Annotated in this window: 24 protein-coding genes; 20 read left to right on the top strand and 4 right to left on the bottom strand. The window is 30.7% G+C overall.

The window, feature by feature from the left end; genetic code table 11:
- Positions 1–233: 233 nt before the first annotated feature.
- Entirely contained in the window at positions 234–779 is a 546-nt protein-coding gene (locus tag CLCHR_RS19930) for a PadR family transcriptional regulator (RefSeq protein WP_079441667.1), read from the bottom strand.
- A 287-nt stretch (positions 780–1,066) separates the two neighbouring features.
- Between CLCHR_RS19930 and CLCHR_RS19925 the strand changes: the two genes are divergently transcribed.
- The 6 genes from CLCHR_RS19925 (at position 1,067) to CLCHR_RS19900 (ending at position 7,138) form a co-directional block, all read left to right on the top strand.
- Positions 1,067–2,326 carry an L-lactate MFS transporter gene (locus CLCHR_RS19925; RefSeq protein WP_079441666.1) on the top strand — a complete coding sequence of 420 codons (1,260 nt, stop codon included), beginning with the start codon at positions 1,067–1,069 and terminating at the stop codon, positions 2,324–2,326.
- A 138-nt stretch (positions 2,327–2,464) separates the two neighbouring features.
- The gene (locus CLCHR_RS19920) at positions 2,465–4,414 is read left to right on the top strand and encodes an oxidoreductase (protein ID WP_079441665.1); all 1,950 of its coding nucleotides are present in this window, start codon (positions 2,465–2,467) and stop codon (positions 4,412–4,414) included.
- 473 nt (positions 4,415–4,887) lie between these two features.
- Entirely contained in the window at positions 4,888–5,481 is a 594-nt protein-coding gene (gene plsY / locus CLCHR_RS19915) for a glycerol-3-phosphate 1-O-acyltransferase PlsY (protein WP_079441664.1), read from the top strand.
- Positions 5,482–5,719: 238 nt separating this feature from the next.
- The gene (locus CLCHR_RS19910) at positions 5,720–6,211 is read left to right on the top strand and encodes a prolyl-tRNA synthetase associated domain-containing protein (RefSeq protein WP_079441663.1); all 492 of its coding nucleotides are present in this window, start codon (positions 5,720–5,722) and stop codon (positions 6,209–6,211) included.
- 57 nt (positions 6,212–6,268) lie between these two features.
- Positions 6,269–6,700 (top strand): GNAT family N-acetyltransferase, encoded by a 432-nt coding sequence (locus CLCHR_RS19905; protein ID WP_079441662.1) that lies wholly within the window; start codon positions 6,269–6,271, stop codon positions 6,698–6,700.
- Positions 6,701–6,784: 84 nt separating this feature from the next.
- Entirely contained in the window at positions 6,785–7,138 is a 354-nt protein-coding gene (locus CLCHR_RS19900; protein WP_242966160.1) for an SdpI family protein, read from the top strand.
- A 330-nt stretch (positions 7,139–7,468) separates the two neighbouring features.
- Here CLCHR_RS19900 and CLCHR_RS19895 read toward each other — a convergent pair whose 3' ends face one another.
- A complete protein-coding gene (locus tag CLCHR_RS19895) occupies positions 7,469–7,873 on the bottom strand; it encodes a MerR family transcriptional regulator (RefSeq protein ID WP_079441661.1) in 405 nt (134 codons plus the stop codon).
- A 205-nt stretch (positions 7,874–8,078) separates the two neighbouring features.
- Here CLCHR_RS19895 and CLCHR_RS19890 point away from each other — a divergent pair, with 205 nt between their 5' ends.
- The 5 genes from CLCHR_RS19890 (at position 8,079) to CLCHR_RS19870 (ending at position 13,351) form a co-directional block, all read left to right on the top strand.
- Complete coding sequence (locus tag CLCHR_RS19890) at positions 8,079–9,062, top strand: oxidoreductase (protein WP_079441660.1); 984 nt, start codon at positions 8,079–8,081, stop codon at positions 9,060–9,062.
- A 119-nt stretch (positions 9,063–9,181) separates the two neighbouring features.
- On the top strand, positions 9,182–10,045 hold the full coding sequence (locus CLCHR_RS19885) for a putative RNA methyltransferase (RefSeq protein ID WP_079441659.1): 864 nt from the start codon (positions 9,182–9,184) through the stop codon (positions 10,043–10,045).
- Between the two features lie 126 nt (positions 10,046–10,171).
- A complete protein-coding gene (locus tag CLCHR_RS19880) occupies positions 10,172–10,645 on the top strand; it encodes a MarR family transcriptional regulator (RefSeq protein WP_079441658.1) in 474 nt (157 codons plus the stop codon).
- Positions 10,646–10,802: 157 nt separating this feature from the next.
- On the top strand, positions 10,803–12,038 hold the full coding sequence (locus tag CLCHR_RS19875) for an MFS transporter (protein ID WP_079441657.1): 1,236 nt from the start codon (positions 10,803–10,805) through the stop codon (positions 12,036–12,038).
- Between the two features lie 296 nt (positions 12,039–12,334).
- Entirely contained in the window at positions 12,335–13,351 is a 1,017-nt protein-coding gene (locus CLCHR_RS19870) for a polysaccharide deacetylase family protein (RefSeq protein WP_079441656.1), read from the top strand.
- 406 nt (positions 13,352–13,757) lie between these two features.
- Here CLCHR_RS19870 and CLCHR_RS19865 read toward each other — a convergent pair whose 3' ends face one another.
- A complete protein-coding gene (locus tag CLCHR_RS19865; protein WP_079441655.1) occupies positions 13,758–14,114 on the bottom strand; it encodes a VOC family protein in 357 nt (118 codons plus the stop codon).
- Positions 14,115–14,432: 318 nt separating this feature from the next.
- Between CLCHR_RS19865 and CLCHR_RS19860 the strand changes: the two genes are divergently transcribed.
- The 8 genes from CLCHR_RS19860 to CLCHR_RS19835 all read left to right on the top strand — a co-directional run bounded on the left by CLCHR_RS19860 (position 14,433) and on the right by CLCHR_RS19835 (position 21,691).
- Positions 14,433–14,852: a GTP pyrophosphokinase gene (locus tag CLCHR_RS19860; protein ID WP_079441654.1), complete on the top strand. Its 420-nt coding sequence runs from the start codon at positions 14,433–14,435 to the stop codon at positions 14,850–14,852.
- Positions 14,853–15,068: 216 nt separating this feature from the next.
- Complete coding sequence (locus CLCHR_RS25320; protein ID WP_079441653.1) at positions 15,069–17,186, top strand: [Fe-Fe] hydrogenase large subunit C-terminal domain-containing protein; 2,118 nt, start codon at positions 15,069–15,071, stop codon at positions 17,184–17,186.
- Positions 17,187–17,261: 75 nt separating this feature from the next.
- Positions 17,262–18,365: a glycoside hydrolase family 113 gene (locus tag CLCHR_RS19850; RefSeq protein WP_079441652.1), complete on the top strand. Its 1,104-nt coding sequence runs from the start codon at positions 17,262–17,264 to the stop codon at positions 18,363–18,365.
- A gap of 1,073 nt (positions 18,366–19,438) precedes the next feature.
- Positions 19,439–19,645, top strand: coding sequence for an alpha/beta-type small acid-soluble spore protein (locus CLCHR_RS19845; RefSeq protein WP_079441651.1), 207 nt, complete (start codon positions 19,439–19,441; stop codon positions 19,643–19,645).
- Positions 19,646–19,975: 330 nt separating this feature from the next.
- Complete coding sequence (locus CLCHR_RS24975; RefSeq protein ID WP_169896854.1) at positions 19,976–20,125, top strand: hypothetical protein; 150 nt, start codon at positions 19,976–19,978, stop codon at positions 20,123–20,125.
- Between the two features lie 136 nt (positions 20,126–20,261).
- A complete protein-coding gene (locus CLCHR_RS24970; protein WP_169896853.1) occupies positions 20,262–20,432 on the top strand; it encodes a hypothetical protein in 171 nt (56 codons plus the stop codon).
- A gap of 354 nt (positions 20,433–20,786) precedes the next feature.
- Entirely contained in the window at positions 20,787–21,035 is a 249-nt protein-coding gene (locus CLCHR_RS19840) for an AbrB/MazE/SpoVT family DNA-binding domain-containing protein (RefSeq protein WP_079441650.1), read from the top strand.
- Positions 21,036–21,247: 212 nt separating this feature from the next.
- The gene (locus tag CLCHR_RS19835) at positions 21,248–21,691 is read left to right on the top strand and encodes a GNAT family N-acetyltransferase (protein WP_079441649.1); all 444 of its coding nucleotides are present in this window, start codon (positions 21,248–21,250) and stop codon (positions 21,689–21,691) included.
- A gap of 81 nt (positions 21,692–21,772) precedes the next feature.
- On the opposite strand, the gene CLCHR_RS24965 is transcribed toward CLCHR_RS19835, so the two are convergent.
- Positions 21,773–21,946, bottom strand: coding sequence for a hypothetical protein (locus tag CLCHR_RS24965; RefSeq protein ID WP_169896852.1), 174 nt, complete (start codon positions 21,944–21,946; stop codon positions 21,773–21,775).
- A gap of 315 nt (positions 21,947–22,261) precedes the next feature.
- Between CLCHR_RS24965 and CLCHR_RS19830 the strand changes: the two genes are divergently transcribed.
- A complete protein-coding gene (locus CLCHR_RS19830; protein ID WP_079441648.1) occupies positions 22,262–22,522 on the top strand; it encodes a hypothetical protein in 261 nt (86 codons plus the stop codon).
- Positions 22,523–22,642: the final 120 nt, after the last annotated feature.

Below are 22,642 nucleotides of genomic sequence, written 5' to 3'. Positions count from 1 at the left end.
TATATCAGAGTTATTCAAAATTAATTTTACTAATTCATCTCTAGATAAAGACATAGCCTGTGCTCCCTTCATTTGATAATTTATTATATCATCCTAATGAAGTTTACACAGACTATTTTACACTCTCACGTATATCTCAAAGTGTAAATCTAGTTTGTATTTATCTAGAGTATGGTGTCGATGAACCCCACGGCAATAAAATTGCCGTGGGTTATTTTAGTTTGTTATTTATCCTATTTAGTGCCGTTTTTACAACAATCAATGCAAAGCTTTATCCATTTAATTGAAGATTCTTCTCGTATAATAGCGCCCTTTAGAACAAGATAGTCTCCAAATGCATCACTATCAACAGGGGGAATACCATCATAAGGATCTAACTGGGTATATAAGAAAGTTAGTCTGTCTTGGTGCTGTTCTAACTGCTGCTCTAATAAATAGATTCTAGTACTTATGTTTAAATTATTTGAAAAGTACATTCTAAGACGAAAAACATTCTTTGGAGTCTGTTCCATAGGCTCATCTTTTTTTAACCATTTTAAAAAGTCTTTCTTGCCTTTTTCTGTGATATTATAAACTTTTTTTTCTAAAACATCTCCAGTAATTTCAACATCATAAACTATAAGTTTTTCATCCACCAATTTTTTTAATTCTGGATATATTTGACTATGTTTTGCACTCCAAAATTCCGCTAATTGAAAATTAAATTCTTTTCCTATATCATAACCAGTCATTGGTTTTCTATTTAATAATCCTAAAATTGCATATTTAAGTGTTCTCATAAACACACCTCTTTCTTTGGCGTCTAGTTATTATAACATGATTTTCTCAGATTACAATTTTGTCAAAGTATAAAAAATTGATTGAAATTGAGTGCAGGAGAATATGTTAAATAACTATTTATAAGTAAGTATATCTAATGAAACATATTTTGAATAGTATATAAAAATAAATATATAATAATAAACATATAAATATTTATATATTCATATTTACATGTTTATTTAGTTGTGATATTATTAACATGAAATTGTGATAATATTAACAAAAATAGCAAGGGGGATTTTTTATGGAATTAACAAAAAAGAGATGGATTATTTTAATCGCAAGCTGTTTTATCAATTTATGTATTGGTTCAATGTATGCTTGGAGTGTATTTGCAGCTCCTATGGCAAGCTACTTAAGCCAAGTTACTGGAGCTACGCTGACTGCTGGAGCTTTAGCAATCGTTTTCACTGTTACGAATTCAGTAGGACCAATAACTATGATTTCGGGTGGAAGAATTAATGATACGTTTGGACCTAAGAAAGTTATCTTTGTTGGTGGATTGCTTTTTGGTGGAGGTATGATTTTATCAGGTTTCGCTAATGGATTAGGCATGTTAGTGTTAGCCTATGGTATCATAACTGGACTTGGAATTGGAATGGTTTACGGATGTACAATAAGTAACTCTATCAAGTTTTTCCCTGATAAACGTGGGTTTGTTGGAGGTATTACAACTGCATGTTATGGGTTTAGTTCAGTAATAGTACCACCAGTTGCAAACATACTAATCAGTAATTTTGGAGTAACTGCAGCATTTAAGATAATAGGAGCAACATTCTTAATTATTGTTTGTGTTTGTTCGTTTGTCATTGATAAATGTCCTGTAGGATTTATTCCTGAGGGGTGGACACCACCAGTATCCCAGGGTAGTAAGTCAAATCAAAATGATAAGAATTGGAGAGAAATGCTTGCAAGTCCTACGTTCTATGTAATGATTTTAGTATTATTATGTGGTGCATTCACTGGATTAATGTGCTCTTCAATGGCCTCACCTTTAGCGCAAGGTATGATTGGAATGCCAGTTGCAGCTGCAACCACAGTAGTTTCTATATTAGCATTATTTAATACTGGCGGCCGTATTATAGCAGGTTATCTTTCGGATAAAATTGGGAGAATAAATACTCTTACTATTGCCTTTATTATTGCTATTGTTGGTCTTACATGTTTATATTTTTCAGGTCAAGGAGATGTAACTAAATTTTATGTAGGTATCGTAATTGTAGGTGTATCCTTTGGTGCATTTATGGGTGTTTTCCCAGGATTCACAGCAGATCAATTTGGCGCTAAAAATAATAGTGTTAACTTTGGAATAATGTTCATTGGTTTTGCAGTATCAGGTTACTTTGGACCAACAGTTATGAGAAATGTATATGCTGCTGATCATAGCTATCAAAGAGCATTTTTAATAGCTGCAGTTATGTGTGTTATTGGCTTTGCATTAACTTTTATTTATCGCTATATGCATAAAAAAGCAATTTCAACTAATAAATCAGCGAATATGTAAACAATTGCGTGTTAATTATTAGACAATGATTGATACTTTTAGATATGAATTAATTAGAAAATATAGTTATTATCAAGGAATCATGTGAGAAATTTACAGAAAAACTTTACTAAACAATAGATTAAGGAGAATAGAATTATGGAAAGAAAATATCCAAACCTTTGTAAGCCAATAAAAATTGGAAATGTAACTTTTAGAAATAGAATGTTTTCAGCTCCTATGGGAGGAACAGATATTACAGCGGATTGTACTATTGGGCCTGCATCTACAGCTTTTTATGAATTAAGAGCTAAGGGTGGGGCAGGTTCAGTTACTGTAAGTGAGGTTGTGGTTCATCCTAAAACTGAAGCTTCACATATGTATCATTTAGATCTTCAAACAGTAGGTTCACTTGCAAGTTTTACTTACACAGCAGATGCTATCCGTCGTCATGGAGCAATTGCCAGCGTAGAGTTATCTCATTCAGGACAATATGCTGGAACTTATTTAACTGACAAGAATAAAAAAGATGGACTAGCTCAGTGGGGACCAAGCATTGGAGTTCGTCCAGACGGTCGTGAAGTAAAGGAGCTTACTCAAGAATTAATAGATGATATAGTAAAAGCTTATGGAGATACAGCTGCACTAGCTAAAAGAGCAGGATTTGAAATGGTTATGGTTCATGGTGGACATGGATGGTTAATTAATCAATTCCTATCACCTTATTTTAATAAAAGAACAGACAAGTACGGTGGATCTTTAGAAAACAGAGTTCGTTTTGCTCAGGAAGTTCTTGATAGTGTAAGAAAAGCTGTTGGACCAGGATTCCCGATAGAATTTAGATTTAGTGGTTCTGAATTATTTGAAGGTGGATATGATCTTGCAGAAGGTGTTGAAATTGCTAAGTTAATAGAATCAAGAGTAGATTTACTACATGTATCTGCAGGAACTTATCAAAGAGGATTTGGTTTAACACATCCTTCTATGTTTTTACCTCATGGATCAAATGTATGTCTTGCAGCAGAAATTAAAAAGCATGTAAGTGTTCCAGTTGCGACACTTGGTGGTTTAAATGATCCAGAAATGATGGAAGAAATCATAGCTAGTGGAAAAGCTGATGTTGTTGAAATGGCTCGTGCACTTTTGGCTGACCATGAGCTTCCACAAAAGGTTATGAGCAATCGTGATAAGGACATTGTAAAATGTTTAAGGTGTTTTACATGTATGGCAGAACGTGCTATGACATCTACAAGACGTTGTACAGTTAACCCATTAATTGGACGTGAGCTCGGAGGAACAGAAATTATTCCGGCGGCAACTCCACGTAAAGTTTTAGTAGCAGGTGGTGGACCAGGAGGACTTGAAGCTGCAATAACTGCTGCAAAACGTGGACACAAGGTAATCCTTTGTGAAAAATCTGATGAGGTAGGTGGAATACTTAAGGGAGAACAAGCACTTCCATTTAAGTATGAAATGTATGAATTAGGTGTTACTCTTGGGAAATTAGCAGAAGATGCTGGTGTTGAAATTCGTTTAAATACAACTGTTACAAAAGAATATGTTGAAAACGAAAATGTTGATGCATTAATTATAGCAGTTGGTTCAGAACCGCTTGTTCCGCTAATCCTAGGTTTAGATGGCGATAACGTAGTAGTTGTTAATGACTATTATATAGAAAAAGACAAGGTTAGCAGTGAAGTAGTAGTTCTTGGTGGAGGTCTTGCAGGTTGTGAAGCAGCAATACATTTAGCACAAGAAGGAAAAACTGTACACTTAGTAGAAATGAGACCTGAACTTGCTCCAGATGCAAACATAAGACATCGTCCAATTTTATTATCAGAAATCGAAAAGAATAATATTCATGTGCATACAGAATATAAAGGCTTAAAGGTAACAGAAGAAGGAGTTTTATGTGCTGATTCAGAAGGCAATGAACATCTTGTACCAGGTACTTCAGTAATTTGTGCATTAGGACAAAGAGCAAGAAGAAAGGTCGTAGATGAATTAGTTGAATCTGCACTTTGGGTTAGAGAAATTGGAGATTGTGTACGTCCATCAACTATAACGACTGCAGTATATCAAGGATACCATGCTGGGCTTGATATCTAAGCATTGGATTATAGGTTTGAAAAAATAGATAAGTACCTATACTTAAACTTCATCCAATAATAACCGAAATCAGATAAATGTTTATTTCACAAACATTTATCTGATTTTTTTGTGCAAAGATGTGCTAAGTTTAAATGTTGTGGTATATCAAACTGAAAGAAAAGTCATTCTGTTAATTGATTGTTTGAGAAAGTTTCAGTGAATTTCTAACAGTAAAAGTTGCACCATTCTTATATGATTTTGAGCGAAAGCTCAGGACAAGCAAAAATGGAACAACTTTTACTGAAAAAATCCAATAGTAATTTTACATAGAACAACTGGTTCTATACTTAGGGGCAACACAATAAGAGGAGAATTGAATCACTGATGTGATGTTTTGTGAATTATGTTATAATAAGCATGAAATCAAACTATAACCTATTAAAATAGTTAGATAATATAAATCAAAATAGAATGAATTTAAGGTGAATGAAATGATTATTATAATAACAGTTTTAGTATCTTTTTTATGTGGTTCAATTCCAACAGGATACTTGCTTACTAAAAAGTTTTGTGAAATTGATATAAGAACCAAAGGCAGTGGAAATATAGGTTCAACAAATGTTAAAAGAATTGCAGGAACCAAGATATCCATTATTACTCAGATAATCGATATCTTAAAGGGAGTCCTTCCTGTGGCTTTAGGAATGTATTTAGCCAAGATTATAGAGTTGCCAGTGTCAGAAAATACTTATGTTTCTATAATTGCCATAGCAGTAATTTTAGGACATAATTATACACCATTTCTTAAATTTAAGGGTGGAAAAGGAGTAAATACAACTCTTGGAGCATTTATATTGATTGCACCAATTCCAACGTTAACTGGAGTTGCAGTTTATTTTATATTGCGATTTATTACAAGAATAGTTTCTATTAGATCTATTTCTATAGGTGTAACAATACCTATTATGTGCATTATTATGAAATTACCTATTGCGATAATATTGTCTACTATTATGGCTTGTGTTTTAATGGTAGTTAGACATAAAGACAACCTAATAAGGATTGTTAATAAAGAAGAAAAATAAAGTTTAAAAAGCTGAAAGCTTTTAAATGGATGGCGGCCACATTTCTATTTGTAGCGACTATAAATTTAAGAAGATTAATAGTGAAAACTAATAAAGTTAAGTAAGCAAGATTTTCAAAATATGCTATAATTGAGATTAGATTGAGTTATACAGCTAGTACAAATATGTATTAAATTTCGTTTAGTTGTATCTATAGAATTAGTAATCACAGCATATTTTTTGAAAGGAAGTTATAATTATGAGTACAAATGAACAGAGAGTATATGATATTTTGAGTTCATTAGAAATTGATTATATAAAATATGAACATAAGCCGGTGTATACTTGTGAAGAGGCGAAGGAATTAGAGCTAGAAATTACCGGACAACATTGTAAGAATCTTTTTCTTAGAAACAGAAAAGGTGATGTTCATTATTTAGTGGTTTTAGATGAGAGTAAAAAAGTTGATTTAATAAATTTATCAAATCAAATTGGCAGCAGCAGATTATCTTTTGCGTCAGAAGAAAGGCTATTTAAATATCTTCAGCTTAAGCCAGGTTCTGTTACCCCTTTTGGTTTAATAAATGATGAAGAGAGCGAAGTTATGGTTCTTATAGATAAGGATATTGTCAATAAAAGTCCTATTAATTTTCATCCAAATGTTAATACTGCTACCTTAGGAGTTTCTTATGATGATTTTGAGAAGTTTCTTAAATGGCATGAAAACAAGTTTGAATACATAGAAATTTAGAGTAGATAATTAGGGAATGTTATATCTATATTTTTTTGTATTTCTGGAGGGTGAAGTATGAAAATAAGGTTAATGACAACTGAAGACTATAATGAAGTGTATAAATTATGGACAAATACTAATGGAATGGGAATGCGTAGTTTAGATGATTCTTTTGAAGGAATCGCAAAGTTTATAAAAAGGAATCCTAAAACAAACTATGTTGCCTATAATGAAAATAAAATAATAGGTGTAATTTTGTGCGGACATGATGGAAGAAGAGGATACATCTATCATACGGCGGTTAATCCCGACTATCGTAAAAGTGGGATTGGAAAAGCATTAGTGGAGGCTGTAGTAAATGCGTTGAGAAAAGAAGAAATAAATAAAGTTGCCCTTGTTGCATTTGCATCAAATGATTTAGGAAATGAGTTTTGGCGAGCCTTGGGTTTTGAGAAAAGAGATGATTTAGTTTATAGAAATCTTAGTATCAATGAAAATAATATTTAGGGGGTAAGTTACAAAATAAGTCTAGTTACATGTTGGATATCTAGATATACTGTAAAAACCTAAACAATGTGCGGAGGAAAAATTATGTTAATTACTAATATTTTGACCAGTGTAATTTTTATTGTTGTCGGAGCAATCTTAAAGTTACGGCCACCAAAGAAGATAAATAGCGTTTACGGATATAGAACTTTTTTTGCCATGAAAAATAAAGAAACATGGAAAGAGGGGAATAGTTTTAGTGCTGTCATGATGTTAATAGGAGGAAGTATATCTTTGAGTTTTTCCCTATTAATTACACTATTATTAAGAGAAGAGCCTAATTTATCGAGCGTAATAAGTATTGTAGGAACTTTAATAATTACTTTCGGCTTTACTCTATATACAGAAATTTATTTAAGAAGGATTTTTGATAAAGAGGGGATTAGGAAGAGTAAATAATAAATTATTTACTTAGCTGATTTTTCAGAGTGTATTAGTAACTTCACTAATACATTTATATAATGAATATATTTTAAGACTTATAAGATGATTGCATTATCTTATAAGTCTATATTTTTCATGCAAATTAAGTTACGTGTTTACTATGATTATATATGTATTCCTCATAAGGTTATTGTCTATCAAAGCTTTAGCTTCTGGTATCCAATCTAAGCAAAAAACAGAGATGTATTTTGACTTACCACCTTTGTTATAAAAATATTGATTTATATCAAGTTATGTGTTTTACCTTTTTTTACGTATAGACTAAATAAAAGGGGAGATATTAATTTAATGTTTCTCTCTTTTCCTACCAATAAACCTTTTCAATTCATCTTTTGAGATTTTTTCATCATAATAATCTAATTTCATGTCTACAAGTTTAAGAAGTTCAGTATATTTCCTGATTTCTTCTTTTATTATTTCTTTTTGCTCGATCATAATGTTACGTCTTTCTGGCAAAGTGTCAATTCCTTCTGTACAAAGATTCACATAATTCTTTATATATGAAATAGACATTCCTGTAGCTCTCATGCAGCACACAAGTTGTAGCCAGCCTAAATCAATATCTGTATATACCCTTCTACCATTATCATTACGTTGCACTGAAGGTATTAGGCCCTCCCTTTCATAGTATCTTAATGTGTACGACGATATATTAAATTTTTCCGCTACTTCTTTTATTGAGTAATTCATAATTGCACACCTCTAAATAACAGCATTTAGTTTTACATTAAAGTATAGTAACAATTATAAGGGTTATTATGATCACAAATCAATATTTTAAAAAATTTAAAAATTCTCTATTGACTTACACTGCGCTCTAAGAAATATACTAACAATATCGCAGGCGATTTTAGTTTATTTTAAAGTTAAATTACGTATAGAAAAGGAGAAAAATATGAGAAATACTATTCAAGCACCAATAAATTCAGGTTATGGATTTTCTACAGCTTCAAAAGAGGTAATAGAAAATATAAATTTACAAGGTAAAGTGGCAATTGTTACCGGGGGGTACTCTGGAATTGGGTTAGAGACAGCAAAGGTCTTAGCACAAGCTGGAGCTACCGTTATAGTACCAGCAAGGAACATTGAAAAAGCAAAGAGTGCTGTAGAAGGAATTCAAAATATAGAGCTAGAAACTTTGGATCTTATGGACCCATCCTCTATTGATAGATTTGCTGAGAGGTTTATAGCTTCGAAGAGGCAGCTAAATATTCTAATAAATAGCGCTGGAATTATGGCTCCACCACTAATGAGAGACAATAGAGGATATGAATCTCAATTTTCAACAAACCATCTTGGACATTTTCAATTAACAGCAAGACTTTGGCCTGCTTTAAAAAAGGCTGGCAATGCAAGAGTTGTCGCAGTTTCTTCAAGAGCACAACGCCTCGGAGGGGTTAATTTCGAAGACCCAAATTTTGAAAAAACAGAATACGATAGATGGAAAGCATATGCTCAATCTAAGTCTGCCAATGTACTTTTTGCAGTTGAGCTTGATAGGCTAGGTAGAGAATATGGAGTAAGAGCTTTTGCAGTTCATCCAGGGTTAATTCCAACTACTGACCTTGGGAGATTTTCTCTTGATGGAAAAGTCACCACACAAGAGATTAAGAACGATGGCAAAAAAACTGATACTAAGGAGCAAGCGAATGAATTTAAAACTATTGATCAGGGTGCGGCTACATCGGTATGGTGTGCAACGAATCCTGTATTAAACGGGATGGGCGGTGTGTACTGCGAAGACTGCGATATCGCTGAGTCTGTTCAATCAGACAGTATGAAAGGAAACGGTGTACGTCCTTGGGCTATAGATTCAGAGCTGGCTAAAAAATTGTGGGAACTTAGCGAAAATCTTACGAATGTTAAATTTTCTTTTTAGATTATATTCATATTGTACTTAACTATAAATTCCACGTTGATTATCTATAATCTTGCCAAAAAAACGCAAAAAGTGTATAGTAAAGAGATTGAAGAACACAGAAAGAGAGCGGTAAAACTATGGATAATATTTTTAGTGATCAAATACTACTATGCCCAGTTTGTAAGGATAAATTAATTAAGGATGATTCGAATAAAATGTATAAATGCGGAAATAGGCATACTTATGATATAGCAAAAGAGGGATATGTAAATTTACTTATTAGTAATCAAAAAAGAAGTAAGAATCCGGGAGATTCTAAAGAAATGGTTTTAGCTAGAATAGACTTTTTAAATAGAGGTTACTATAAAGCAATATCAGATAAAATAAGTGAAATGATTGCTGAATTTCTAAGCAAAAATGGAAATGATAAGTCTAATATATTAGATTTAGGTTGTGGTGAAGGTTATTATTTAACTAATCTAAAGAATTATCTGAATGAGAAAAATATAAAAGCTGATTATTATGGCATGGATGTATCAAAAGATGCAGTAAAATATGCTAGTAAATCTGATAAAGAATGTGTTTGGGCAGTAGGAAATAATTTTCACATTCCTGCAGAAGATAAATCAATAGATTGTATACTTTCAGTATTTAGTCCAATAGAAATCAATGAGTGCAATAGAGTTTTAAAGGACGATGGGGTTTTTGTAAGGGTACTGCCTAGAACTAACCATTTAATACAGCTAAGAGAAATTATATATTCAGATGTAAATTTAAATGATAAGGTATATCAAGCAAGTGCTGAAGAAAATGATTATGTAAAAGAAGCTAATGCTACATATGATATAGAATTAAATAAAGAAGAAATATTGAGCTTACTTAAGATGACACCTCATTATTGGAAGTCAACGCCAGAAAATAAAGAAAAACTAGAATCATATGAATCACTTGTTATAACTATAGATATGCGTATTGGTGCATTTCAAAAGAAAACAAAGTAGTACTTATTGATTTTACTAAAATAATATATGAGCAGAGTATAAAAGCATTAATCTTTAATATTGTTGAAATGGAAACAAAAAAATAATATAATATTGTTAATGCGCCAAAGAGTGGGAGGATAGGTCATGAATAAAGAAGAACAGGTCATGATGGGTTTTAGGGAATTATTTAATAAAATTGCTTGGCTTAATAAGTTTAAGATGGAAGGCAGTTTTGAAGATTATAAGTCTTCTGAAGTACATTACATTGAATGCATTGGAAGAAATGTAGATTCCAACGTGACAAAACTTGCAGAGTCTCTTTATATGACTAGAGGGGCCATAAGCAAAATGACCAAGAAGCTCATAAAAAAAGGTGCCATTGAAAGCTACCAGAAGCCAGATAATAAGAAAGAACTTTATTTTAGGCTTACTGAAGAAGGGCAAAGAATTTATAAAATCCATGAGAAACTTCATAAAGAATCTCAGGAGCGAGATAAAGCCGTTTTTGATCAGGTAACTGAGGAGCAATTTGACAATATGCTTAACTTCATAGAAAAGTATAGTAATCATTTGGATGCAGAAATGAAAAAAATGGAGATAGATATTAAATCGGAATAAATTTGAATAATGAAAATGAAATCACATGCAGCTAAACTCTATTGAGAACTAGCTGCATTTTTATTGTTTATTGTTTTGTTGACAGGGAAACAAAATGATGATATGATAATTTTGTTGACAAGGAAACAAAATTACAACTTATGAGAGGAGAATTTAAATGTCTAAATTTAAATCATATAATGAACATAACACAGAAAAAACTGTAGATAAAAATTCTTTAATATTCGGTCTTATCTCCGTATTTCTTTGCGGAATAGGCTTCGGTATTATATCACCTGTCGTTCCATTCTTAGTACAGCCTTATACAAGCAATCCGGGGGAACAAGCTATAGTCGTTACACTGCTTACCTCTGTTTATGCAGTATGTGTGTTTTTCGCGGCCCCTGGACTTGGGGCTTTGAGCGACAAATATGGTCGTCGTCCAGTTCTATTAGTATGCCTTTTAGGTTCTGCAATCGGGTACCTGATTTTTGGTATAGGAGGAGCTCTATGGATACTATTCGCTGGACGCATAATAGATGGTATAACAGGCGGAACTATAAGCACTATCTTTGCATATTTTGCGGACATCATTCCTCCAGAACATAGAACTAAATACTTTGGATGGATGAGTGCAATTGTAGGTGTAGGGGGCGTCATTGGTCCAACTCTAGGTGGATTACTTGCCAAATTTGGTTATTCTGTACCTTTGTATTTTGGAGCAATTATAACTTTATTGAATGTTGTTTATGGACTCTTTTTCATGCCTGAAAGCCTTGATAAGAATAATAGACTGAAAGAAATTACCATTGTAAGACTGAATCCATTTACACAGCTTGCAAACATACTTTCCATGAAAAGCATACAAAGGCTGCTTGTTTCAGCATTTTTAATTTGGATACCTAACGGATCACTTCAGGCAGTTTTTTCACAATTTACAATGGATACTTTCAGCTTTCAGCCTACAATGATTGGACTTATGTTTTCAATTATGGGATTCCAAGATATCATTTCACAAAGTTTAATTATGCCAAAGCTTTTGGTAAAACTTAGCGATAAACAGATAGCAATTCTTGGAATGATTTCGGAGATTATAGGCTACAGTTTTATTGCGCTATCTGCATTATTCTCATTCTATCCTCTTCTTATCGCTGGAATGTTTATATTTGGCTTTGGTGATTCAATTTTTGGGCCTTCATTTAATGGGATGCTCTCAAAGTCTGTAGATTCTAGTGAACAAGGAAGGATTCAAGGAGGCAGCCAATCTATTCAGGCTTTAGCAAGAATGATTGGGCCTATCATTGGAGGTCAAATCTATGTATCAATTGGTCATGCAGCACCCGCTTATATGGGGATGATCCTTATATTAGCGGCAATATCAGTTTTATATAAGAGAAAGAATGTAAATATGTAAACTGCCTACTTTTTTTAGGCAAGTATCTACCTTGAATAGTTTCATTTTTTTATCATTGGCGAAATAATAGCTGACTTTTTATAAATAAACAAATAATCGACATAAAATGTAAGTATCTTTAGAAAAATTAGTGAGAAAATGTTGTATAATGTAATTATAGTTATAGTAACCTGCAATTGTATATCTAATTAGAAAATATATTGATTTGCAAAGGTAATTGTCATATAACCGCGTAAAGGACAAGCTTAAAATGTATAACTATAACTGAAACATCTCACATGTTTGGAGGGATAAAGATGCTTAAAAAAAACTTAGTTTTACTTATAGCCTTGGCTTTATTATTATCAGGCTGTGGTGGAGCAAATGAAGATAAAGAAAAAATTCAAGAAAACGTACAAAAAAGTACATCAGAAAATAATAATACATCTAATGATAAAAAGGTTAAAGAAAATCAAGACCCGGCCATTAAAAAGGAACCTGATTCACCATCAAAGTCCGACTCAAAAACTGAGTCTAATTCCAAAATACAAACTACAGAAAAGCCAGAAGCTGTCCAAGTTCAGGATTTTATGCCACAACCAAAATCCTTTGATCAGGTTGTAGTATCTAATCCATCAGCATTAAGCACAAAAGCTATAGGATGGTCGTGGTTATATTCCTCAAGAGATAGTGCTGATCTTTTAAAAAAATATAACGGGTATGGTTTTGGTGATACTTCTAAGAAGGTTATTTATCTTACCTTTGATGAAGGTTATGAAAATGGATATACTTCACGCATTCTAGATACTTTAAAGGCTAATAATGTACATGCTGCCTTCTTTGTAACAAAGCCTTATGTGACTGGCAGCTACAATGGAGTTCCAGATAGTGAGCTATTAAAGAGAATGGCTAATGAAGGGCATATAATAGCAAATCACTCTGTACAGCATAAATCTATGCCTACATTTACAGATGAAAATGCATTTAATGCTGAACTTAAAGGAGTAGAGGAGGCAGTAAACAGTATATCAGGCTGCAAAATGTCAAACTATTTCAGACCACCAGAGGGTACTTTCAGTGAACTATCTCTTTACTATACTCAAAAACTTGGTTATAAATCAGTGTTTTTTGCTCTTGCATATAAAGATTATGATGTAGATAACCAGCCAGATCCGGGAACTGCTAGAGCAACTCTTTTAAAGAATACTAGAGATGGGGCAATCGTTCTGCTTCATGCAGTATCTAAAACTAATACTGAGATTTTAGATAGTCTGATTAAAGAATGGAAGAGTCAGGGGTATCAATTTAAAACTTTAGATGAGCTACCAAGTTAGATAAATTAAAGTGATTTAAAGTTTAGCTGTTTAATTTACAATAGTTTTGAGGAGACAGTTCGTAAACAATAGGTACCATATAATTGAAAATTCAAATGAAACTAATTTATACATTGAAACATATCTTAACTAGAAATAAGTGACATACTTTTGTGGAATGTTTCATTGGAAATTTTGGTGGATGTGATTCTTAAGTGAAATTTCAAATCTATGATTTGATTAATTGAACTTACTCAGGGAACGTAGTGAGTCGAGTTTCCTTTAATATTGTTCCAAATATGCTAGTTCAAAGCTTGTTTTTGAAGCTAGCATTTTGGGTACAACTTTTAGTCTTAGAATCACCCATCAAAATTTCTTAGAAACTGGAGCAAAAGTATGTTACTTATTACGGTAAAGTATGTTTTTACTATATTTTCTTTGAATAATCTGTAATTCCAAATCTATTTCCAAATGGATCTTCAAATTCCACAGCCATTCCAGTCATTATTTCAAAAGGTTCTGATAGAAACTTAACTCCATTTTTTAATAGCGTATCATATTTTGTCTCTACATTTTCAACTTCAAGCCAGATTGTCGGTTTAATATTTTTAAATACATTTTCGTCTTTTAATATTATTGCTGGTTCTTCAGCACCTATGTTAAAAGCAATCATTCCTTTATTAGAGAAATCGAATTTAAGTTTTAGTCCCAAAGTACCTTCATAATATTTTCGTGCTTCCTCGAGATTTGTTACTCCTAGTAAAAAGTTATCATAGTTTTTCATGTTTATAATCCTCCTCAAATATAGATTGAATTAAGTAAACTTATATAGTATTAAACATCTAAATAAGTTCTTTTCATATATATAGATGCAATAAAAAAGGGAGAGGCACGAATTTAATAAAATTTTTATAAGATTTTCTGATGGGAATAATTTAAAAGTATAATAGAAGTTTAATGATATGTTATAATTAGGATAATATTTTGAGTAACTTATTAATATTAATATAGATGATGACTTTTATGACGAAATAATAATGTATCTATATCTCTAAAGTTTTAATGAATAAATATAAATAAATTTCTATGGAGGTACCAAAAGGTGATAGAAAAAGCCATACTTATTGCTGTAAACGCTCACAAGGGGCAGGTTGATAAAGGTGGGAGCCCATATATACTTCATCCATTAAGATTAATGTTTTCAAGAGAAGATGAAACAGAAAAGATTTGCGCTGTACTTCATGATGTAATAGAAGATACTGATGTTACATTAGATTATTTAAGAGAACAGGGTTTTTCTAAAGAAGTGCTATCCGCGTTAGATGCACTAACAAGACGCAACGATGAGAATTATGAGCAGTTTATAGACAGAATAATTGAGAATAAGATAGCCTGCAATGTAAAGTTAGCAGATTTAAATGATAATATGGATATATCAAGAATTAAAAATCTTACTGAAAAAGATTATGAGAGATTAGAGAAATACAAGAAAGCAAAATATAAAATTCTTAATTATTTATAAAAATATTAAATTAAATATTACTATATTTACAATATATGTTATAATGGGTAAGGTTCTGTGAAGATTACATTACCATGAAACAAGTTAGTGTTAAGAGGGGAAAGTTAAATAAGATTGCAATCGTAATTGCAACTAAAAAACATGTATTTTTTGAGAATTTATCAGGTTTTTGAATAACTCCAAATAAAACGCTATTATTTTCAGGGGGAACCATTAATGTACAAATTTGTTGATCAAATTTACTTAAATGAAGAAAAATGTGTAGGTTGTAATAAGTGTCTTACTAACTGTCCGGTACCTGGTGCTAATATTGCCTACCTTGTTGATGGAAACATTAAGATAAAAGTAAATCCAGAAAAATGCATTCATTGCGGAGAATGCATTAAGGTATGTGATCACGATGCAAGATATTATAAGGATGATACAGAAAGATTCTTTAAAGATCTGCAAAGTGGAAAAAAGTTATCGGTAGTTGCAGCGCCTGCTATTAGGGTACAGTTTCGTAAATATAAAAAATTATTGGGTTACTTAAAAAGTTTGGGTGTGAATTTTATTTATGATGTATCCTTTGGAGCTGATATATCAATTTGGGCATACTTAAGAACTATAAAAAAATATAATTGTAATTCTATTATAACTCAGCCATGTCCACCAATAGTTAATTACATAGAAAAATATCAACCGGAATTGCTTGATAAACTTGCACCAATACAAAGTGCTATGATGTGTATGGCAATTTATATGAAAAAATATGCACATATAAAAGATGATATAGCTTTTTTATCACCATGCATAGCAAAGGCAGATGAAATTCATGATGAAAATACACATGGAAATGTAAAATATAATATAACCTTTAATAAACTTTCAGAGTATTTAGCTTCAAATAATATTGATATATCACAATTTGAAGAAAGCAGCTTTGATGATATGGGTTGTAGTTTAGGTTTTCTTTTTAGCAGACCAGGAGGTTTTAAAGAGAATATTGGTTATTACATAAAGGATGCGTGGATAAAAGAAATTAATGGAACTGAATACGCTTATGATTATTTACGTGGATATAGTAATAATTTAAAACAAGATAAAGAAGTGCCTCTAATTGTAGACATTTTAAATTGTTCCAATGGTTGTAATTTTGGGACAGGCACCTGTAGTAAATGTGTCAGTGCTGAAAGAATTGATCAGGTTGATAGTGAATTCAATAAATTAAAGAGCGCAAAAAAGAAAGATAAGGGCGGAAAATTATTTCGAAAGAAAGTTGATTGGTTACATGGATATTTTGATAAAAATTTAAAACTGGAAGACTTTATGAGATTGTACAATAGAAATGTTGTTGTCAATAATATAGTTGAACCAACTGAAGAACAATATGATGAAATTTTCACTAAATTAAATAAGCATACAGAAGAATCAAGAAATATTAACTGTTTAGCATGTGGCTATGGTTCATGTAAAACCATGGCATTAGCAATTTTTAATGACCTCAATGTACCATCTAATTGCATCGATTATAACAAAAAGGAAGTAATAAATGAGCATTATATATCAGAAGCAAGGAATGAATTTTTTACAAATATATCTCATGAATTAAGAACTCCTTTAAATGTTATTTATTCAGTTCTGCAGCTTGAAAGTACTTATAAAGATACTTTAGTTATAGATGATATTATGAAATACAATGATATAATAAAGCAGAATTGTTTAAGACTTATAAGGTTGGTTAATAATATTATCGACGTATCAAGGATAGAGGCAGGATTCTTTAGACCATTATTTAAAATGGAGAATATCGTAAGCGAAGTTGAAAATATTGTGCTTTCAATTAAAACTTATGTCGATAATAAAAAGATGAACTTAATATTTGATACTCAAAAAGAAGAAATATATCTTAGCTGCGATACGCATTTAATTGAGCGGATAATGTTAAATCTATTATCTAATGCGGTTAAATACGGAAGAGAAAAGGGAACTATTAAAGTTAATATTTATAGTAAAGATTCTAAAAGTGTAACAATTAGTGTAAAAGATGATGGAGTAGGGATACCTGAAGAAATGCATGAGAAGATTTTTGAAAGATTCCAAAAGGTAGACACAAGTTTATCTAGAAAAAATGAAGGCAGCGGTATTGGTTTGTCTCTTGTAAAATCCCTTGTAGAGCTACAAGGCGGGACTATTACTTGTAAGAGTGTACTCAAACAAGGATCTGAATTTTTAGTAACTTTCCCTATTGAGCATCAAGACCATAAGCTATCTGAAAACATGGAAAGTCATATACTTTATAAAAAGGATAGTACTGAGAATGTTGATATCGAATTCTCGGATATCTATTTTTAGGAATATAAATATAAAGATTTAAGCACTAATAAAATAGTGCTTTTTTATAATATACTAAGTTCACAGGGGGGAGAAATGACAAAAGTTAAAATAGTATTTATAGTTATTTTTATAAGCATATTTGGTGCAGTTTTTTATGCTTATAATATTAATATGGAGTCAAGGGGTTACATAAATGCAATGATAAATAAGTATGAGGGTAAAACCTTAAATTCAAAGTTTGAAACTAAGATTAAATCAGGTAACCTATCTACTGATTATAATGTTGAGCAGGTACTTAAGGATATTGATAGGCTTAAGCTTAATACTTTAAATGTTCCAATAGTAATAAATATTGAAAATAGAAATTCAAGTAACATGACAGTAGATAAAGGCAGTGAAAAACGCGCTATTGAATTATTTAAGAAACTTAGAGGAAAGAAAATAAATATAATACTTGAGCCTTATCCATGGATAGAAAATGGAAGTATAGGAGAAACAGCCTGGAATCCAGATGATAAAGATGAATTCTTTGATAGCTGGACTAATAATGTCTTAAGTACTTTGATTAAAGACATAGCTGTGCCATATCATGTAGATGCATTTAATATGGGAACGAGTTTTGTACATATGGAATCAGATGAAGAGAGAATGTGCGATATGGTTGACTTTGTTAGAAAAGATTATAAAGGCTTAGTTACTTATAGAACTAATTTTTGGGTTACAGCAGAAAGCTTTTCATCAGAATTTAAAGATAGATATAAAGAGAAGCTAAAGAATAAAGTATTTTCAAAAATTGATTTTATTTCAATAGCAGCTTATTTTGAACTTACAGGCAATGAAGTTAATACAGTAGATAATTTAGAAAGTGCAATAGAAAAATCACAGATATACGATAGAAGGCAAAATGTAAAACAAGAAATAAAAAACTTTTATGATAAATGGGATAAGCCAATTTTCTTTGGAGAATTAGGGTTCCCAAGAACTAATAAAGCATCGGTACAGCCATATAATCCATTAATATCGGAAACTATAAATAACATAGAGCAGGCAAATTGCTTTGAAGCTTATAAACGTCAATTCAAAGATGAACCTTGGCATCTAGGATTTTCAGTATTCGCTATAGGAGAAACCAGCTCAGATAAAAGATATTATCCAAGCGATGAAAGTGCTGAAGTCATAAGAACCTGGTACGAATAAAGGCATTGCGAATCACTCAAAATATAAAAATACTCGCATCAAGAGGTTATTTTTAAGTTTTCTGCTAAATAACCAAAAGGTAATATATGTAGTCTCTTTAGGTTGTTCATTGCTTTCTTTACAAAACTTTATATTAGTGCGTATAAATAGTAAACAAATATGAAATAACTATATAAGTATGAAGTTGAATTTTTAAGTATATATAGATTCCTAAATTATATATTTGACTTATTAGATGAACATATTTATAAGTTTGTTAAAACTTTAAGATGATATCTTCACTAGAAATTATAAACATTTTTGTACCCTCAAGGGTCATAATATGGAGAAAACATTTGAAAATGAGCTGTTAAAGGTTCTTAAGCAGAGAACCCAAATCTTTGATTTGGAGTGAATCGCTTACTCAGCGAACGAATGTGAGTCGAGTTTCCTCTGTAGATTGTTCCACTTTAGCTTGTCAAACTGAAAGTTGGAGCATGCTAAAGTGGATGCAACCTGCAACTTAGAACCTTCAGCGATATTTTCATAGTTTTTCGGAATTAAGTGAAACTTGATTTAGGTGGAGTTTAATCTCCACCTAAATCTTTAGTTGAACTTATCCAGTAGCACGCTATCGGATAAAAATGTTTATAATTTTGGTAAGTTATCACATAAGTATAAGTTTTATATTCGATATCTATAAATAAAAAGAGTAGATTCTTTTGTGCAACGTTGCATTTAGGATATACACATATAAAAGAATGCCATAGAAAGGTTATAAACTTTTATATGTATAATTATATTCAATGTAGCCGAAATAATAGAGTCTACTTTCTTTGGGTATTAAAGGTGCTTAATTGTATGTTATTGCACTTGTGCTTGTCGTACTGAGAGTAGGAACACTATATTGCATAATTACAGAGAATTCTTAGGAAAGCTTTTACAATATATGATTACTTTTATAAAATTAGAGTTAAGATGATAATGTGTATCAAATAGCTAAATTTGCTAACAATTTAATAGATTATAATTTGTCATAGTGGTTAATATATTACTGCCAAGCAAAATAATTAATTAAAGGGAGGTAGATGCAAATGGCTTCAAGAAATAGTAGTAGTAATAGAACATTAGTACCAGAAGCAAAGGAAGGTTTAAACAGATTAAAAACTGAGGTTGCTTCAGAAATAGGATTAGGCAACTATGAAAGTACAGACAAAGGAAACCTTTCTTCAAGACAAAATGGTAGCGTTGGTGGAGAAATGGTAAAAAGAATGATTGAAAGCTACGAACAAGGACTCTAAATTAAATAAAATATAGAGGTTTTAGCAAATGCATAAAACCTCTATATAAAAGGAGACCATGCATTATAGGAGAAAGATCCTATATGCATGGTTTTCGTTGTTTTATAGGATAAAAATATTTATAATTTCAGATATACATTCGACTCAGAGGCCTTTGGAAGGGAATTTTATATGCTTCTTAGTGATGTAGTATTTTTTTAGTGGTTTAATCAGTGAAGAGGTAAAAAAATCATAAGAATATAACATGAATTTTACAAGGATTTTAGCATAAATCTAACCTTAATCTTATAATATTTATATTGTAGATATTAATAAGGGATGGTGAAGGCTATGACACCAAAAGAACTAACAGAGCAGACTATAAAGGATATAATGAAAAGAAGATTAAAGGCACAAAACGAATTTTATGGATATCAGAAGGAGCAGAATGTTAGGAAAAAGAAAAATTGGAGTGTCAAAGTTGGAGGTTACCGATGGTGAAAATCGCAAATTAATATTAACAATCAATTTTAGAACTCTAGAAATAGAGTTCGTTTTATTTTGTAATCTTTTCCATAAAATTAGTACCTAAATGTATTGTAATTATTGTATATACTTATAGAAGGAGGTGGAATAGGTGGGAAATATAATCAAAATAATTATGTATGCAGAAGTGAAGAAAGAGAAAAATATTAAGTTGAAATTAGAAAATTTAGAAAAAGATATTTTTAAATATAACAGTTGGATAAAAGAGACTAAAAGAGAGGATAAAATGGAGACTTATGAACAATTTTTGCGAGCTAATTAATTATTTATAGAGGTAGATTAAACCACGGAGTTTAATTTACCTTTTTTTTATGAGAGAAATAAATATTTATAAACTATACTAAGAAAATAAAATATATTTACAAGGTGCATAATGATAAATATTATTTAGAATAAACGACATATAATACTATTTGTGGGAAATAGGATTTAATTTGATAGTTATGATGATTAAATGACTAATTTATATATTTTAGAAATAATTGATACATAATTTTATAAATATGTTATAATAAGTCATAAAGTGTAAAACGTACACATAAAAAATAATAGCCTGTAAATAATTTTTTAAATATATTCATAATAGAAATATAACATATATAGGGGGAATAGAGTTATGAAATCTTTAGGAATAGTTAGGAAAGTTGATGAGCTTGGAAGAATTGTAATTCCAAAGGAGACAAGAAAAGTATTTACTATTAATGAAGGAGACTCTTTAGAAATCTTTAAAGATGATAATGAAATAATACTAAAGAAATATGCACCAGGATGTACTTTTTGCGGAAGTATGGATCATATTTTTGAATTTAAAGGTTTCTATATCTGTGAAGAATGTAGAAATAATCTAAAAGCTGTAAAGAAATAAATAATAAGCATGCGCATTTTTATGTATGCATTAATTTTGTTTCCATCTCCTTTAAGTTCAGTTAAGGGAGATCTTTTTATATAATATATCAAGCAATTTGCTGGAAAGCTAAAGGATGAATTTAAATAGACATCGGAACGATTTATATATATAATTAGTTTTAAAATTATAAATATGAATTCATGTAAATCACGTTAATTGGGGGAAAGACAATGGAGTGGAAACTAAAGAAGTTTAATGAGTTAAACTGTGAGGAAATATATAATATTTTAAAGCTAAGAACCGAAGTTTTTATTGTAGAGCAAGAGTGTCCTTACCAAGACGCAGATGGGAAAGATCAAAAATCATTACACTTGTATTTAGAAGATAATGGAGAAATTATTGCTTATTCAAGAATTCTACCTAAAGGTGTTTCATACGATAAGGCATCAATTGGAAGAATAATAGTTAAAAAAGAACATCGTGGAAAAGGCTTATCAAGGAAAATGATATTAACAGCAATTAATTATATAGAAGAAATTTTAAAGGAAACAGAAATCAAGATTCAGGCACAAGCATATTTATTTGATTTTTATGGAAGCCTTGGATTTGAAGGGATTTCAGAAGAATATCTAGAGGATAACATTCCGCATATAGATATGTTATATAAAAAATAAGAAAATTATTAAATACCACATTATTAAATAGATAATGTGGTATTTTGAGATTTTAGTCTGTTTATGATCATAATTTATATTCTAATTTCCAGGATTTGATGAATTCGATGTTCCAGTTCCGTTATTTTGGTTTGATGTACTAACAGATCTCATCATTAATCCGCCATAACGCATTGCCACACACAGGCTGCCAATTAATAATGTGATTGCAATAATTGTTACTATAGCGACCATCTTTAATATGCCTTTATCCATAAGTAAACCCCCATATTGTTTTATTAATTTCAGAAACATTGTATCCAGAACCTCTCCCTAAAAAATCTAATTTATTCATAGTAAAATCTTCTTATATGAATTAAAGATGATGGATAACATTAAAATTATTATATCATTATATTCAGAAATAAGGTTAAGAAAAGGTTTATAATAAATGAATTAACGTAAGAATCTTTGAAAAAATCATTGGAATTAATTGTTTTGTAATACTATATTAACAAAGAGTTAATAACTTTGACAAACAACTGACAAAAACTAATTGTAAAATTAGTATTAGAAAGGGCGTTTGATAATATGGAAAGAGATAATGAAGAATTAGAGATTAGAAATATAGTTACAAAAAAAGATAAAAAAATATTAAACAAAGCATTAGATGGAATAAAAGGATGGAATTTTAATCCTATAGCTGTAGTAACTAATGGAATGGAAGAATACTATTTTATTTGTAAAGTTAAGACGATCATAGAAGATTTACAAATGAAAATGGCAAGAATATATATAAAAGTTCAAGAGGGAAATAAGCCAAGATTATTAGCTATTGAAGAAATAGTTTAAGAAAGTTTTAAAGTATATAGTAATTTAAATGATTAAAACCAAAGACTTATATAACATGAATATAGCTGATACCTTTTTTCATAATAAATTTTAAGCAGTAATTAAGATATTATTAATTAC

Source organism: Clostridium chromiireducens, assembly GCF_002029255.1.
Classification (GTDB): Bacteria; Bacillota; Clostridia; order Clostridiales; family Clostridiaceae; genus Clostridium; species Clostridium chromiireducens.
This window is presented reverse-complemented; position numbering and strand designations above follow the sequence as displayed.

Bases quoted from the DNA above. Each gene is read 5' to 3' on its own strand.
- CLCHR_RS19930 (WP_079441667.1), bottom strand. From the start codon at position 779: ATGAGAACACTTAAATATGCAATTTTAGGATTATTAAATAGAAAACCA.
- CLCHR_RS19925 (WP_079441666.1), top strand. From the start codon at position 1,067: ATGGAATTAACAAAAAAGAGATGGATTATTTTAATCGCAAGCTGTTTT.
- CLCHR_RS19920 (WP_079441665.1), top strand. From the start codon at position 2,465: ATGGAAAGAAAATATCCAAACCTTTGTAAGCCAATAAAAATTGGAAAT.
- plsY (WP_079441664.1), top strand. From the start codon at position 4,888: ATGATTATTATAATAACAGTTTTAGTATCTTTTTTATGTGGTTCAATT.
- CLCHR_RS19910 (WP_079441663.1), top strand. From the start codon at position 5,720: ATGAGTACAAATGAACAGAGAGTATATGATATTTTGAGTTCATTAGAA.
- CLCHR_RS19905 (WP_079441662.1), top strand. From the start codon at position 6,269: ATGAAAATAAGGTTAATGACAACTGAAGACTATAATGAAGTGTATAAA.
- CLCHR_RS19900 (WP_242966160.1), top strand. From the start codon at position 6,785: ATGTTAATTACTAATATTTTGACCAGTGTAATTTTTATTGTTGTCGGA.
- CLCHR_RS19895 (WP_079441661.1), bottom strand. From the start codon at position 7,873: ATGAATTACTCAATAAAAGAAGTAGCGGAAAAATTTAATATATCGTCG.
- CLCHR_RS19890 (WP_079441660.1), top strand. From the start codon at position 8,079: ATGAGAAATACTATTCAAGCACCAATAAATTCAGGTTATGGATTTTCT.
- CLCHR_RS19885 (WP_079441659.1), top strand. From the start codon at position 9,182: ATGGATAATATTTTTAGTGATCAAATACTACTATGCCCAGTTTGTAAG.
- CLCHR_RS19880 (WP_079441658.1), top strand. From the start codon at position 10,172: ATGAATAAAGAAGAACAGGTCATGATGGGTTTTAGGGAATTATTTAAT.
- CLCHR_RS19875 (WP_079441657.1), top strand. From the start codon at position 10,803: ATGTCTAAATTTAAATCATATAATGAACATAACACAGAAAAAACTGTA.
- CLCHR_RS19870 (WP_079441656.1), top strand. From the start codon at position 12,335: ATGCTTAAAAAAAACTTAGTTTTACTTATAGCCTTGGCTTTATTATTA.
- CLCHR_RS19865 (WP_079441655.1), bottom strand. From the start codon at position 14,114: ATGAAAAACTATGATAACTTTTTACTAGGAGTAACAAATCTCGAGGAA.
- CLCHR_RS25320 (WP_079441653.1), top strand. From the start codon at position 15,069: ATGTACAAATTTGTTGATCAAATTTACTTAAATGAAGAAAAATGTGTA.
- CLCHR_RS19850 (WP_079441652.1), top strand. From the start codon at position 17,262: ATGACAAAAGTTAAAATAGTATTTATAGTTATTTTTATAAGCATATTT.
- CLCHR_RS19845 (WP_079441651.1), top strand. From the start codon at position 19,439: ATGGCTTCAAGAAATAGTAGTAGTAATAGAACATTAGTACCAGAAGCA.
- CLCHR_RS24975 (WP_169896854.1), top strand. From the start codon at position 19,976: ATGACACCAAAAGAACTAACAGAGCAGACTATAAAGGATATAATGAAA.
- CLCHR_RS19840 (WP_079441650.1), top strand. From the start codon at position 20,787: ATGAAATCTTTAGGAATAGTTAGGAAAGTTGATGAGCTTGGAAGAATT.
- CLCHR_RS19835 (WP_079441649.1), top strand. From the start codon at position 21,248: ATGGAGTGGAAACTAAAGAAGTTTAATGAGTTAAACTGTGAGGAAATA.
- CLCHR_RS24965 (WP_169896852.1), bottom strand. From the start codon at position 21,946: ATGGATAAAGGCATATTAAAGATGGTCGCTATAGTAACAATTATTGCA.
- CLCHR_RS19830 (WP_079441648.1), top strand. From the start codon at position 22,262: ATGGAAAGAGATAATGAAGAATTAGAGATTAGAAATATAGTTACAAAA.